Here is a 14,795-nt window from a genome sequence, read left to right as displayed (position 1 = left end):
TTACAACAAAAAAATAGCCCATTAAATCATTAATGGGCTATTACTTGTAACTAACGTTAAGCTTTACAGTTTAATGATAGTACCATTGAGTGGATTCACCATAAACTCTACAACTTCAATGCCATTGGCTGTAGATGAACTTGCTTCACTTGTTTTGTTACTTTCATCAGAGGCATCAGTGACCATTTGGTCGAGCAAAATAGTAAATTGTGTTGGACCATTAGCATAACCTTTGACACGTAAGATGTAAGTACCACCACCAACAACCGTACTACCCACTTGCTCAGAGGCGCCTAAATTACCAGAGGTCGATAATACATTGCCATCGCTATCAAGCATTGAGAAATCAAGGTCTGGGTAAGCACCACCCACGTCAGTATCTGCGCTTAAGTTTGCTATCGCACTTGTCGCACTGTGTAGTGCAGTGAACTTAACATCAACATAATCTACACCATCAGCGACTAATACATCAGTTGTACCTACAGCAACTAAACCTTTCAGCTCAGAAATCGCATGGAAAACCACTGCTCGTTCAGCTGCTTCTGATGTATCATTTGAAGCTTGGCTACCATTAGCAGCACGTGATTGCCCTTCTATTTTAGCGAACACTTTAGCTTTGAAAGTAAACATCTCAGCTAATGGATTAGCAAAGCTCAAATTACGATCGCTTGAATCCATACCTATTGCTAGCGCTTCATTGTAAATAAAACGTGCTCTATCACCGCGTTGACCCGTACCATCATTATCAGCATTATTAACTGTTACGTTCGGGCTACTAATCGACACAATATCAAAGTTGATAGGACCGAATAGCGCTTGTGAGCCATTGTTAGTTAAGATGTTGTCAAAAGCAAACTCGCTAAGTGAGAAAGTCACATTACTGATTCTTGCTGGTACATCGTCAGTAACATTTTTCGCTGCAAGTGTAGTTTTTGCAGTACCTGATAAGTCAGAAAAACCTACTTGCCCAGTGGCGTTCGTTTTAATAGCACGTACAACATATTGAAAATCAAATGCTTCAATGCCTTGACCTGCGCCGCGACCAAAGCCTTGACCATTATCAAGGTAGCTAGTTTCTGTAACAAATTCTACATGGGTATAGCCATTTGAACTTAAGTCACCGTCGATATATTCACGGCCAGCTACACCCGCAAATAAACGCCCTGAGTTGTTACCTTTACGTTTTAATACTTGATAACCAATAACATCATCAACACTATCCCAGCTGACATTAATGCTGTCTTGATTAACAATGTTTGCCATAATATTTTGTGGCGTTACTGGGGCTTCTTGACCAGCAGTAAAGTCACTTACCGCGGTAGAAATCATTTGTACGCCGCCAAGTGGCGCTTGTGCGTTTTTACCTAATTCACGAGCAGCAAATATACGCTCAATAATGGCATGATGCGCACCTAAAGATTTTGCATCCCCTGAGTTTACTGGGTATAACATAGCGTCAGCAATCAGTGCCGCATCACGGGCTTTAACAAAAGTATCGGGTGCACTTACCCCTAAAACATACATTGAGCCTAAAAAGATACGCTCCCAAGTTTCTTTACCTAAGCTAGCGACTTGTGTTGCTTCACCGGTCACAGGGTCAGGGCGTAAAAAGTCATTAGCTGGATACATCACTAGCATCAACTCACGTAAATCCCACATTGCACCAGCATATATCTCACCGTCTCTGTGCACTTCAAAGGTGTTACCGCGTGTACCTAATTGTGAATAGCGTAATTGACTTTGACCACTTCGAATATACTCAAAAGAGTCTGGGTCAACATTAGCTTCACGCAATACATCTCTTAATTTACAAGAATTAACGGGATAAGTACCTAAATCAGGAGTTTCACCTATGGTATAAGCCCATAAATCCGCTTGCCCTTCGTTTAAAGCACCCCCTTCTGGACTACCTTCAAAACCGGCAATCGGAGTGATAGTCGCATGCGTACCTTCATGCACAGGCACACTAAAATCTAATGCTAGGTTATTAAAAAGATTACCATGACCATAAAAGGTTGGGTTAACCACAACTTCTTCACCATTAACATCCTGTGAAAGGGGTACAGCAAAGGCATTATCTAAATTTAACAAGTCGGCTAAGAACTCAGGGTCGCTAGGGTCTTGTGGAGCATCTAAAACATTTGGAATATGAACAACGCCCACTAATGGTGTTGACTCATTGGGGTATTGATCCGGAAAGCTACCACTACTATTACCAAAACCACGCTTATGAACCGCATCACCCTCTTTGTGTAAGTAATCCAAATATTCTAATAAATTAGTAATATAAATAAACTGGCTGATGCCATCAAAATGTACTTTTTCACCTGTGGTATGATCTTTTTCATCTACGCGGCCAGATATTGGCGCTTCATCACGATCAAAATAATATGTGCCTAAAGCTGCTTGGGCAAATGGCGAGCTCGTTGGTAAGGCGCTTCCGATAAGGGCATGCTTACCTGACAACACACCTTGGATACCGCTCACTCGGTTTGTCTCATCAAACTTTCTTAATTTAATGCGTAGTAAACCCTCAGGTGTTCCTGTTAAACCACCGTCTTCATCAACAATTTCACAATTGTCTTGTAACTCAGGTGTGATCGGTGGGAAAGTTGGGAAATAATCGGCATATTGATCCCTAGGTTCACCACCTTCTGCGGTACGAACTTGATCTTCACGATAAAGTACTTCGCCAGATTGCGCATCAACCATATATTTGAAAACACCAAAGGGATTAGTTGAGTAGTAATAAAACTGCCAAACTAAACTATGTCCTTCACCTGTTTGTACAAAGCGCAACTCAGGCATAGGCGTTTTAAATACACCTAGTTTAGTCGCAATAGTTTCAAATGCTGGAGTTAAAACATCTAATGCCGCCGCTGGAATATCTTTTTGAAATGGTAATAAATTTTGACTTGCCGCTAATACCGCCGCTTCAGGAGTAAGCTCTGGTTGGCTAGTAAGATTAAAGGCTTTTTGATAAGGCCCCATAACACCACGAACATTATTCTCTGCATCGATAACAACACCAACACCATTACCTTCAACTTTAATGCCATTAACCACTTGTTCAAAACGAACCACTTGGCCACCTAAAGCGGGTTTTGAACGATTGGCATTAAATTGTAATTGATCGTTAGTCAAACCTTCAAAAATAGCTTGATGGTCGGCAATAAAGTTGCGCGCCATATTTTCTACCGAATTACCAGAAGTCTTAATTGTCATACCTATCATGGCATTGACTGTTCCGGTCATTTCGTTAACCCTAACCTGTGTATTGGGATTCGACGCTTTAAATTGACTAATCGCTTTGGCTTGTGAAGTACTCAATGCCATCAAGTTAGTAAACGCTGTATCTTGAAGTTGATTAAGTGTTGGTATGCCAGCAAGATCAAAATTTAATATTTTATTCGCTTGAACACTGTCCGTGATCGCTAAAGCATAAGCGTCAACAGGTAAAACTGAGAAGGGTACTGCAAGTGCAAATGCAATAGCGCTAGAGAGTAATGTAGTTTTCATCTTAACAACCTTTATATTTATTGCCTCTATAAACGAGAAAGCTAGACGATAAATCGGCAGTCACCACGTTCAAGAGCGCTTTATGGGTAAGAAAGTAATTTACTTAACTAGATTGCCCATTTTTTTAACAAAGGTTAATCAGTTGTTCTACCTATGCAAGCTAGGTAAAAACCCCTAGTACTCATTATTCATATTTTTAACCCGCGGCTGCCATGATATTAATGCCTGTCTTTAAAGTTTAAGAAAAAAACGTCAGTATCTTTAGCTAAAGTTAAGTTAAATAAAGTAAGAAAAAAGACCGTCAAATCGTGCGACAGACAGCCTTAATGGTGTTATTTATTAAAGTGCTAGGCAGTAAAGAGCGATTAAGCTAAGTACTATTTAGCTAAATGCTGAGCATGGAAGCGCAGGTGCTGTTCAATAAATGATGAGATAAAATAATAGCTATGGTCATAACCGTCTTGAATATTCAGCTCTAATGGATAACCACTAAGCTTTGCCGCCGCCTCTAATGCTTCAGGTGCTAACTGCTCGCTAAGAAAGTCATCCGCGCCACCTTGGTCAACTTTAGCCGGAATAAACGCTGTCGCTTTGCGCATTAATTCACTAGCATCATGGTTGCGCCATGTGGTTCGGTCTTTGCCTAAGTAAGCGGTAAAAGCTTTTTTACCCCAAGGCGATTGCACTGGATTACAAATAGGGCTAAACGCTGACATTGAACTATAACGTTCAGGGTTTAACATGCCAATGGTTAATGCGCCGTGTCCGCCCATGGAATGGCCACTAATAGCCCGTTGATCTGATACGGGAAATGCGGCTTCAATAATGGTGGGTAATTCATTAACCACATAATCGTACATCTGGTAATGACGATTCCAAGGTGCTTGGGTGGCATTGACATAAAAGCCTGCGCCTTGACCCAAATCATAACCTTCATCATCGGCAACACCCTCGCCGCGAGGGCTAGTATCTGGCGCAACAATAGCCATACCTAATTCGGCCGCTATACGCTGTGCACCGGCTTTTTGCATAAAGTTTTCATCACTGCATGTTAAGCCTGAAAGCCAATACAACACAGGTACTTTTTCGCCGTTTGATACTTGCGGCGGCAGGTAAATAGCAAAGCGCATAGTACAATTCAAGATTTTAGATTGATGGCTATATTGTTTCTGCCAGCCACCAAAGCTTTTGTTTACACTGATATTTTCTATTAAATGCTCAATTGTCATGGTACACCTCACCATATTACCCCCTTTTGTGCTTACAGCTTATACTGCAAAAAGGGGGTAAAAATTATATTAAGATAAATCGCAATTTCTTTTTAAGATAAGTCACAGCGATTAAAATCAAGCTTATTTATCAAAGTGAATAACACTGCGAATACTTTCGCCTTTGTGCATCAACTCAAAGGCATCATTAATATCTTCAAGTGCCATAGTATGAGTAATAAAATCACTTAATTTGAATTCACCCGCTAAATAACGTTCTACATAATCTGGTAACTCTGTACGGCCTTTAACACCGCCAAATGCCGATCCTCTCCATACTCGCCCAGTCACAAGTTGGAACGGACGGGTTTTTATCTCTTGCCCTGCACCGGCAACACCAATAACGACTGACTCACCCCAACCTTTATGACAACACTCTAAAGCAGAGCGCATTAAGTCGACGTTACCGACACATTCAAACGAGTAATCAACGCCGCCATCCGTTAATTCAACAATCACGTCTTGAATCGGCTTATCGTAATCTTTCGGATTAATACAATCAGTAGCACCGAGTTTTCTGGCTAACTCAAACTTACTTTCGTTAATATCAATCGCAATAATACGGCTCGCTTTCGCCATAGTTGAGCCAATAACTGCCGATAAACCAATACCGCCAAGACCAAAGATAGCAACGGTTGCGCCCTCTTCAACTTTCGCCGTATTCATCACAGCGCCCATACCCGTAGTAACGCCGCAACCTAATAGGCAAACTTCTTCTAATGGTGCAGTTTTATTCACTTTCGCTAAAGAAATCTCAGGTAATACCGTGTATTCAGAGAAGGTAGAACAGCCCATATAATGAAAAATGGGTTGGCCGTCTTTATAAAAACGCGTAGTGCCATCAGGCATTAGCCCTTTACCTTGAGTTTCGCGAATTTTTTGACAAAGGTTGGTTTTCCCCGATAAACAAAATTTACATTCACCACATTCTGGTGTGTATAAAGGGATAACATGATCGCCCACTTGTACGCTAGTAACACCTTCACCAATTTGTTCAACAACGCCACCACCTTCGTGGCCTAAAATAACCGGAAAAATTCCTTCTGGATCTTCTCCTGAAAGCGTAAATGCATCGGTATGACATACGCCTGAGGCGATAACCTTTACTAGCACTTCGCCTTTGCGCGGTAACATCACATCGACTTCTTCGATGGATAATGCTTGCTTAGGTCCCCAAGCGATAGCCGCTTTTGATTTAATAAACTTGTCTGACATATTTATGCTCACCTTCAATTGATAGATATTTCTACTTTGACTATTACCTGTAGTTTAATACATTCTTTTAGGCATGATAATACCACTAGATTACAATTCACTTTTACCAAATGGTAACAATAACAGCAGTAATTGGGTATTACTGACGACTATTATAATTGTTTCTTAAAAAATGATAATATAATAATTTATTAAAATATTTGTACATATAGGTAACAATTATGCAATGGGAAGGGATTAGCGAATTTGTATATGTCGCCGAAAATGAGAGCTTCACACTGGCCTCAAAAAAAATGGCCATATCAACAGCGCAAGTAAGCCGTCAAATAAGTGCTTTAGAAAAGCGCCTAAATATAAAGTTATTTTACCGTACTACCCGCAAAGTCTCTTTAACAGAAGAAGGACGGGTTTTTTATCAACACTGTCGTAGCGTACTTGATGGCTTAGACGCGGCAGAGCGTGCAATCACCAATCTGCAATCAAAACCTCAAGGTAAAATTAAACTAACCGCACCAGTAACCTATGGTGAAAAACAAATATTGCCGCTAGTGAATAATTTTGTAAAGCGCTATAGCGATGTTGAAGTATCGGCTTACTTAAGTAACCGAAAAATTGACTTAGCCGAAGATGGTTATGATTTAGCTATTCGTCTTGGCAAATTAAGTGATTCGTCGATGATGGCAAAAAAATTAGGTACACGAATCAACTATGTTTGTGCCTCGCCACGTTATCTCGACAGTCATGGCATACCCCACTCTATATCAGAGCTCAATAAACACAACTGTTTATTGAGCACAGCCGATTATTGGCACTTTAGAGAATTAAACAAAGAAAAAAGTGTCCGCGTCAAAGGTCGATTACGCTATAACAGTGGTCATAGTTTAACCGATGCCGCACTCAAAGGCTTAGGCATAGTGCAATTACCCGATTATTATGTGCAGCAACACCTACAAAGTGGTGAACTCGTCTCTTTATTAGATAATTATCGTGCTCTTGATGAAGGTATATGGGCAGTTTACCCGCAAAATCGTCATTTATCCCCCAGAATAAGGCTACTGGTGGACTACTTGGCTGAGCAGTTAGTGTAATCTGTTGGGTTTTTCACAGTGGTTTAATGATATTCATTCGCTATAAATAACTAAACATAGCTAAACATACCTAAACAACAGTGCTAACAACTAAATAGCCCTGTCATGACAAAAAGCAACCTATGTAATAACGGCAGATTAAGCTTTAACTTTTCTATGGAGCTAGCTTTGCTAAAAATGCGATTACTCTAAAAATGTATGTTGGGAAATAAATCTATCACTTGCTTAATAACCTCGGTTTTTTGACTTTTCGCTAGGTACACAGCAAATATTTCACGATGATAAACCGGCGCACTTTCAACAACAAACAACTTATTCGCTTCAACATGTTCAAAAGTCATTTGCCGAGGCAAGTGTGCACTTCCCCCCGCTTGTAAAATATAATTTAAGGCGATTCGAGGCTGACTCATGAAGTGTTTTGCAGGTGGAGCATGCTGAAATTCACGCATATGCTGGGTATTTACCGACTCACCATAATCCACCATAATATAATTATCGACATGCATGCCTTCAATGTGTTCAGGATCTGTGGTTACTAAATGCAGTGGCACTGTGGCTACTTTCTCGGTGACTAAATCTTCGATAAATGGTGGTTCAAATAAAAACGCAAGATCTACCACTCGGCCAATAACATTTTTTCTTAACTCCATTGGCGAATAGGTACTAGTAAATAAACTAACACTGTCTAAATTACGGTGAATTTTTTGCAACCAACCTTGCAAGACAATATCCCAGATAGAGTTTAACGAACCGATGGCAAGTTGCTGTGCATCATGCTCGACTACACCGACATCGTGCTTGGTTTTTTGCCACATAAAAAGAATTTCATTGGCATGTTTTATGAGTCGAAGACCTTCAGTCGTCAACTTTAAATGTTTATGGCTACGATCAAACAGCAAAACACCCAGATCATCTTCTAATAACTTTATACGCGCACTGACCGCCGACTGAGTAATAAAAAGATTTTCTGAGGCTATTCTAAAATGTAATGTTCGGCTTACTTCCAAAAATGTTGTTAATAGTTCAAATTTCATAAAACCCTCTTTAATCAAATATTTTGATTAAAGAGGTCAAAATATTGCGTTTTATTATTTTAGGAGCTGACTATACACTCTAGTTCAATATTTACATCACTTTAAATAATAAAAGTGAAATGAACAGGTAGCCTTTATGAAAGTAGCAATATTATCAAGAAATAAAAATCTTTACTCTACAAGACGCTTAAAAGAAGCAGGTGAAGCAATGGGACATGAAGTTGATGTTATTGATACTTTACATTGCTATATGGATATAACCAGTAGCCATTCAGCTGTGCGTTATCACGGTAAAGAACTACCTAAGTATGATGCTATTATTCCTCGTATCGGTGCTTCTGTTACCTTTTACGGCACAGCGGTTGCGCGTCAATTTGAAATGATGGGCACCTTTAATATTAATGAATCTGTTGCTATTAGTCGTTCTCGCGATAAATTGCGCTCATTACAATTATTATCACGTAAAGGTATTGGCTTACCTCGTACCGGCTTTGCCAGTAAACCTGACAATGCCAAAGATTTAATTAAAAATGTTGGTGGCGCACCTGTTGTTATTAAATTATTAGAAGGCACCCAAGGTATTGGTGTTGTATTAGCTGATACCGCAAAAGCCGCGGAGTCAATTATTGAAGCCTTTATGGGTTTAAAAGCTAACATCTTGGTACAAGAATTTGTCAAAGAAGCCGGTGGTGCTGACATTCGTTGTTTAGTTATCGGTGGCAAAGTCGTTGCTGCCATGAAACGACAAGGTGCAGAAGGTGAATTTCGTTCTAACTTACATCGCGGTGGTAGTGCTGAAGTGGTGAAGCTATCAAAAGAAGAACGAGACACAGCAATTAAAGCGGCAAAAGCCATGGGCTTAAATATGTGTGGCGTAGATTTACTGCGTTCCAAAAATGGTCCTATGGTGATGGAAGTAAACTCATCTCCAGGCTTAGAAGGTATAGAAACCGCAACAGGTAAAAACATTGCCGGTATGATTTTTGAATTTTTAGAAAAAAATGCCAAGCCAAACAGCAATAAAACTCGTGGTAAAGGATAAGGGTAATGATGGGTCCATTAAAAATAGGTGAATTTGTAATATTACCGGGCGAACAACGCAAGATAGACTTGCCTGTAGCCAAGTTATATACAGATGCAGACGTTTCTTTACCTGTACATATTATTCGTTCAAAAAAACCTGGGCCTACTATTTTTGTCAGTGCTGCCGTGCATGGTGATGAGTTAAATGGCATTGAAATTATTCGGCGATTAATCAGCGAAAATAAATTTAAAATCACCAAAGGAACCGTAATAGCCGTTCCTATGGTGAACGTTTATGGCGTAGTGAACCAAAGTCGCTACATGCCTGACCGAAGAGATCTTAATCGCTGTTTTCCTGGCTCAGCAAAAGGTTCGCTGGCTGGGCGCGTAGCCTATATTTTTCTTAATGAAATTGTTAAACATTGCGATTACGGCATTGATCTACACACAGGGGCAATTCACCGCTCAAATTTACCACAAATTAGAGCCGATCTCTCTTGTCCAGAAACCAAAGAGCTTGCGCAAGTATTTGGCGTTCCTGTGGTATTAAATTCCAACATTATTGATGGTTCATTAAGAGAAGCGGCGGTAAAACATAACACTAAAGTATTGCTTTATGAAGCTGGAGAAGCGCTACGTTTTGATGAGTTTTCAATTCGCGCCGGCATGAGAGGCATTACTAATGTATTAAAGCATTTAGGCATGCGTAAAGCTTCGTCGACGCGCAAAAAAATCATCGCTCCCTTTGTTGCTAACAGCAGTCAATGGTTACGTGCTAATGCCAGCGGCATAGTTAATCATCGCGTACGTTTAGGTGAACAAATAAAAAAAGGTGATGTGCTGGCAGAAATTGGCAGTCCGTATGGCGAAATTATTGATGTCGTTAAAGCGAGTAGATCTGGCATATTAATTGGTCAACAAAATATTCCTTTAGTACAAGAAGGTGAAGCTATGTTTCATATTGCCTACTTTGAAGAGGATGACAAACATATATTTGAGCAAATAGAGAGTGCTCAAGACAACCTACTACCAGAGAACAACGTTTAAAATAAGGTAACCTAATATGACCACAAAACAAAAAATAATTATTGGTAGTTTGGAAACTATTACGCTACCTGATTTAGCGATAACAGATATACAGGTGCGTGTTGATACAGGCGCTAAAACCTCTTCTCTACATGTTGATAACATTAAAAAATTTAAAAAAAATGGTAAGGTGATGGTGCGATTTGACCTGCATCCTGATGTCTATAATGTTGAGAATATGGTTTCTTGTGAAGCCCCTATCCATGACATTAGAAGAGTTAAATCTTCAAATGGTACCGCAGAGCAACGCTATGTTATATCAACACCGGTAAAATTAGGTAGCGAACTTTGGCCGATTGAAATAACCTTAACTGATCGCTCAGATATGAGTTACTTAATGTTATTTGGTCGCGAGGCAATTGGTGAAAGGTTTCTTATAGACCCATCAAAAGCCTTTGTAAATTCATAACATACAATTTATTAAGGTTTTAGTATGACTATTGAACAGACTATAGAACAAGCGAAAGTGATACTTTCTCATATCGTTATTACGATATCAGAGCAACCTATCACGATAGGCGATATTCTTTTTATACCCATAATAATTTTTATGGGTCTATTGTTAACCAAGTGGCTAATTAAGTTAATCAGTAGTCGTTTAACAACAAAAAAAACTGACCCTAATATTATTCACTTAGTGGAACGAGTTTTATATGTTATCGCGATAACCATTATTATTATCAGCATATTAGACTTTATGAATGTGCCGATTGCTGCTTTTGCTTTTTTGTCTGGCGCCATTGCTATTGGCTTTGGTTTTGGTGCACAAAATATTATTAATAATTTTATTAGTGGCTGGATCTTAATGTGGGAGCGCCCTATTCGTATTGGCGATTTTTTAGAAATTGAAGACTCTAAAGGCCTAGTGGAAGAAATCAACACCCGTTCAACCCGTATAAAACGAGTAGACGGTGTGCATTTATTAATACCTAACAGCAAATTACTTGAAAACACCGTGGTTAACTGGACCTTAGTAGACCAGTTTGTTAGATGTTCGGTTAAAGTGGGTGTCGCTTATGGCTCGCCAGCCAAAAAAGTTGCGGGCTTGATTATGCAAGCAACCACAGAACAAGCTGAAGCGCTAACAGAGCCTAAACCCTTAGTCACCTTTGACGACTTTGGTGATAATGCCTTAATGTTTGAAGTCACTTTTTGGGTCAACTCAAGAGTGGAAAGTGGTTTAAGAATTGCAAAAAGCAACGTAAGATTTCGTTTGGAAGAATTATTTGAACAAGAGAATATTGTCGTGGCATATCCACAACGAGACATACACCTTGATGGCTCATTAAAGATAATTAACAGTTAATTATCTTTAATAGTAAGCACAGCAATACTACTTTGATTAATATTGTCGCTCAACAACCCATTGTTGTAATTAATAACACTGTACCTTAGAGTATTTAACTAACACAAGTGAACAATAACTTAATGAAATTAACTGGTTAATTAGATTAATTTCATTAATGCTTAGCGGTGTTTAATAGCTCATAATCCTTGTTCACTTTTAGCGTTAACTTTTAGGGTTAATTAACCCTCAACGACTTTATGATTAATTTTCTGTAATTGTAGCAAAGTACCTTCTATGCCCAATTTATTAAAACTGGCATTTATTTCTGCTTGTTTTGTTTGCAATAAACTTATGCCTTCAACCTCAATATCAAAGAAAAGCCAGGTTTGTGTACTTGACTGTAATAATTTAACCACGGCTTTATTAGTTTTAGTACTGCCAACAATGGTGATATCTACCATCGCCATTTTACCACTTTTAGAGATGGTACTTTCGCCAATATTAATCACTTCATTATCATATTTATTTAATAAATTACTATAAGTGTTGATGAGCTGTAACGATAACTCAGCTATAAAGGGCTCTCTGAGTTCTTCAGGGACCTTAGTAAAATTTTTATTCAGGATTTTATAAGTAAAGTATCGGGTATCGACTTCGGGCAATAAATACTGGTTTAACACGTCTCTAATATTAGCCTTGGTTAAGGTCTCAGTTTGCTTTAATTTAATTAGCGAAGCTTCAACCTGACTAAATATCTGCTTTACCTTAGCTTTAGCATCGTCAGGAGACGCAAAAACAGTCGCTGTTATTAAAAGCGCCATAGTGAAAATAACAACACTGATTAAATTAGTGTTGTTAGTACGTTTGCTTGTCATTTCATTACTCAATAAATAATATATATCTGCAATTATAGCCATTCATATCAAGCTAGCAAGTGCATTAATTTACTCAAACTAATCAAATAAATTAATTAAACTCTTAGTGGTTAGTGGTAACAAAAATTTTAACCACTGGTTCTTGTTCTTATTAAGGCGTTAAGGTTAACAAGTAAATAAAATACATAAAACTAGGTTTTATTTTCTGTAGTACACTAAAAATTATCATTTAAATCCACTAGTGGTGAACTTTAAATTTACTTTGTCCGTATGAGCATTTACATAATATTTACCTAACTCAATAATTGTTTAAAAAATGTTTAAAAAAACGACAAGTTAGGTTGTTAATTACTTTAGCGTCTTGGGTATAGTGGTAATGTTCTGGTAATCCACTTATTTCTATATTATCTTAATGGACAGTTAACCTTGTTACTGCTCTTATTACACTGACATTTTTTCAGTGTTATGCCTTCAACGTTAACTAGCCCCTTAAGTGATGATCTTTAGCAAATATTTAAATTTAACATCAGTAAACATTGTTGAGGTATGTGTATTAATTTTAGCACCAAGGATAGGTCGTTATATTTATCTTAGGTATTTAAAACAACATATCGAGACACAATTAATGAAAAAGAGCGCGATAGCAGTAACGCATGCTGATATAAAAAGGCAAAAATTAATTGATGCAAGTCGATTTCACGGTATACATTGGTTAATATTAATACTTTCGACCCTATTAACTATTGGGGCATGGTACATTGCTTCAGTACAGGTTAATAAACGAGTGGCTGAACGTTTTGAACGTGAGTCTTTGCACGTTATAGAACTTGTTAAAGAAAGAATGCAACTATATGAACACGCCTTATGGGGAGCTGTCGCTCATGTTGATGCTAGCGAAGGTGATATTACTGAACAGCAATGGGAAAACTACAGCAATAGCCTACGAATAGATCAAGCCTACCCTGGCATCAATGGCCTAGGGTTAATTTATAATGTTAAGTTTGACCAACATAATAGCTTTCTTCTACAGCAGCAAAAAAGCCGACCAAATTTTAGCATCCACCCCTTATATCCCAATCAGGAACTTTGGCCAATTACCTTTATTGAGCCGCTCTTAACAAATAAACAGGCTTTGGGTTTAAATGTAGCCTTTGAAAAAAATAGATACTTGGGTGTCAAAAAAGCCAGAGATACAGGTTTAGCACAATTAACCGGACCCATTACCCTAGTACAAGACGCGAAACAAACGCCTGGGTTTCTTTTTTATGCCCCTTTCTATAAAAAAGGTCTGCCGCACAACTCAGTAAATACTCGCCAAAAGTCGATACAAGGCGTGGCTTATGCGCCTTTTATTATGTCTAAACTTATTTCCGGCACCTTAGCTGCTAAACAACGCCATGTTTCATTACATATTAGCGACGAAGGTAAGTCATTGTATAATGATATAAATAATGTCGACAGTATTGAAATAGACGCTAATCCACTCTTTATTAAACATATCGATGTTAATTTCTATGGCCGAGAATGGAAGTTTATTGTTAGTTCAAATTTATTCTTTCGTGAGGCTTCAGGTTCGAATCAACCGTATTTCATATTAGCGGGTGGTATTATTATTGATCTTTTGATACTCGCCTTGTTTATTGTCCTTTCAAGAGCAAACAAGCAAGCATTAATCTATGCTGACGATATTACTCGGGAACTCAAACTTGGCACTCAACGTCTGATGAGTTCAAACCAAGATCTGGAACAGTTTGCTTATGTAGCTTCCCATGATTTGAAGTCACCTTTGAACGCCATAAAAAAATTAGCCAGTTGGATCACTGAGGATTGTGAAAGCCTATTACCTGAGGGCTCCAAAAAACATTTAAAATTGCTTAATAGCCGCAGTGAAAGAATGAATAGGTTACTGGACGATTTACTCGACTACTCTCGTATTGGCCGACATGAATATAAACCGCAAGAATTTGATTTAGCCATAATAGCTAACGAGATTTTTAGTCTCTTAGATCACCCAACAGGCTTTAATTTGTCGGTAGAAAAGCAGACCTTACTTTTGCCTAAAACGCCAATAGAAATTATACTACGAAATCTTTTGTCAAATGCCGTAAAACATCACGATAAACCCACGGGTCAGATTAAAATATTATATAAAACAATCAATAAAATGCACCATATTAGTGTACAAGATGACGGTCCGGGTATTCCACCAGAATTATTTGATAAGGCGTTAGAGATGTTTCAAACTTTACGACCCAGAGATAAAGTTGAAGGTAGTGGTATGGGCTTGTCATTATCAAAGAAAACCATCGAATATTACGGTGGCAGTTTAACGATTGACTCCGATGGTATTAGAGGCACCACCATAGCCATTTTATGGCCCATTACCACAAAAATATAGC

The 14,795-nt window shown here is 38.5% G+C and carries 11 protein-coding genes; 6 read left to right on the top strand and 5 right to left on the bottom strand.

The window, feature by feature from the left end:
* Positions 1–63: 63 nt before the first annotated feature.
* The 3 genes from H4J54_RS16655 to H4J54_RS16645 all read right to left on the bottom strand — a co-directional run bounded on the left by H4J54_RS16655 (position 64) and on the right by H4J54_RS16645 (position 6,002).
* Positions 64–3,519 carry a M36 family metallopeptidase gene (locus H4J54_RS16655; RefSeq protein WP_182192115.1) on the bottom strand — a complete coding sequence of 1,152 codons (3,456 nt, stop codon included), beginning with the start codon at positions 3,517–3,519 and terminating at the stop codon, positions 64–66.
* 377 nt (positions 3,520–3,896) lie between these two features.
* Positions 3,897–4,748: an S-formylglutathione hydrolase gene (fghA, locus tag H4J54_RS16650; protein WP_220464187.1), complete on the bottom strand. Its 852-nt coding sequence runs from the start codon at positions 4,746–4,748 to the stop codon at positions 3,897–3,899.
* Positions 4,749–4,871: 123 nt separating this feature from the next.
* Complete coding sequence (locus tag H4J54_RS16645; RefSeq protein ID WP_220464186.1) at positions 4,872–6,002, bottom strand: S-(hydroxymethyl)glutathione dehydrogenase/class III alcohol dehydrogenase; 1,131 nt, start codon at positions 6,000–6,002, stop codon at positions 4,872–4,874.
* A gap of 221 nt (positions 6,003–6,223) precedes the next feature.
* On the opposite strand from H4J54_RS16645, the gene H4J54_RS16640 reads away from it, so the two are divergent.
* Positions 6,224–7,090 (top strand): LysR substrate-binding domain-containing protein, encoded by an 867-nt coding sequence (locus H4J54_RS16640; RefSeq protein WP_182192114.1) that lies wholly within the window; start codon positions 6,224–6,226, stop codon positions 7,088–7,090.
* Between the two features lie 188 nt (positions 7,091–7,278).
* Here H4J54_RS16640 and H4J54_RS16635 read toward each other — a convergent pair whose 3' ends face one another.
* Positions 7,279–8,124 carry a LysR family transcriptional regulator gene (locus tag H4J54_RS16635; RefSeq protein ID WP_182192113.1) on the bottom strand — a complete coding sequence of 282 codons (846 nt, stop codon included), beginning with the start codon at positions 8,122–8,124 and terminating at the stop codon, positions 7,279–7,281.
* Positions 8,125–8,260: 136 nt separating this feature from the next.
* Here H4J54_RS16635 and rimK point away from each other — a divergent pair, with 136 nt between their 5' ends.
* The 4 genes from rimK to H4J54_RS16615 are packed head-to-tail and all read left to right on the top strand — an operon-like array spanning position 8,261 to position 11,539.
* Positions 8,261–9,166 carry a 30S ribosomal protein S6--L-glutamate ligase gene (gene rimK / locus H4J54_RS16630; RefSeq protein ID WP_182137843.1) on the top strand — a complete coding sequence of 302 codons (906 nt, stop codon included), beginning with the start codon at positions 8,261–8,263 and terminating at the stop codon, positions 9,164–9,166.
* Between the two features lie 8 nt (positions 9,167–9,174).
* The gene (locus H4J54_RS16625; RefSeq protein WP_182192162.1) at positions 9,175–10,194 is read left to right on the top strand and encodes a succinylglutamate desuccinylase/aspartoacylase family protein; all 1,020 of its coding nucleotides are present in this window, start codon (positions 9,175–9,177) and stop codon (positions 10,192–10,194) included.
* A gap of 16 nt (positions 10,195–10,210) precedes the next feature.
* A complete protein-coding gene (locus tag H4J54_RS16620) occupies positions 10,211–10,642 on the top strand; it encodes an ATP-dependent zinc protease (protein WP_182192112.1) in 432 nt (143 codons plus the stop codon).
* 24 nt (positions 10,643–10,666) lie between these two features.
* Positions 10,667–11,539 (top strand): mechanosensitive ion channel family protein, encoded by an 873-nt coding sequence (locus tag H4J54_RS16615; protein WP_182192111.1) that lies wholly within the window; start codon positions 10,667–10,669, stop codon positions 11,537–11,539.
* Positions 11,540–11,760: 221 nt separating this feature from the next.
* Here H4J54_RS16615 and H4J54_RS16610 read toward each other — a convergent pair whose 3' ends face one another.
* Positions 11,761–12,438 carry a phospholipid-binding protein MlaC gene (locus H4J54_RS16610; protein ID WP_182192110.1) on the bottom strand — a complete coding sequence of 226 codons (678 nt, stop codon included), beginning with the start codon at positions 12,436–12,438 and terminating at the stop codon, positions 11,761–11,763.
* Positions 12,439–13,021: 583 nt separating this feature from the next.
* Between H4J54_RS16610 and H4J54_RS16605 the strand changes: the two genes are divergently transcribed.
* Positions 13,022–14,794 carry a CHASE domain-containing protein gene (locus H4J54_RS16605; protein WP_182192109.1) on the top strand — a complete coding sequence of 591 codons (1,773 nt, stop codon included), beginning with the start codon at positions 13,022–13,024 and terminating at the stop codon, positions 14,792–14,794.
* Position 14,795 lies beyond the last annotated feature (1 nt).

The organism is Colwellia sp. MB3u-8, from assembly GCF_014076985.1.
GTDB lineage: Bacteria > Pseudomonadota > Gammaproteobacteria > Enterobacterales > Alteromonadaceae > Cognaticolwellia.
Note: the sequence above shows the minus strand (reverse complement) of the source record. Positions and strands in the feature narration are given on the sequence as shown.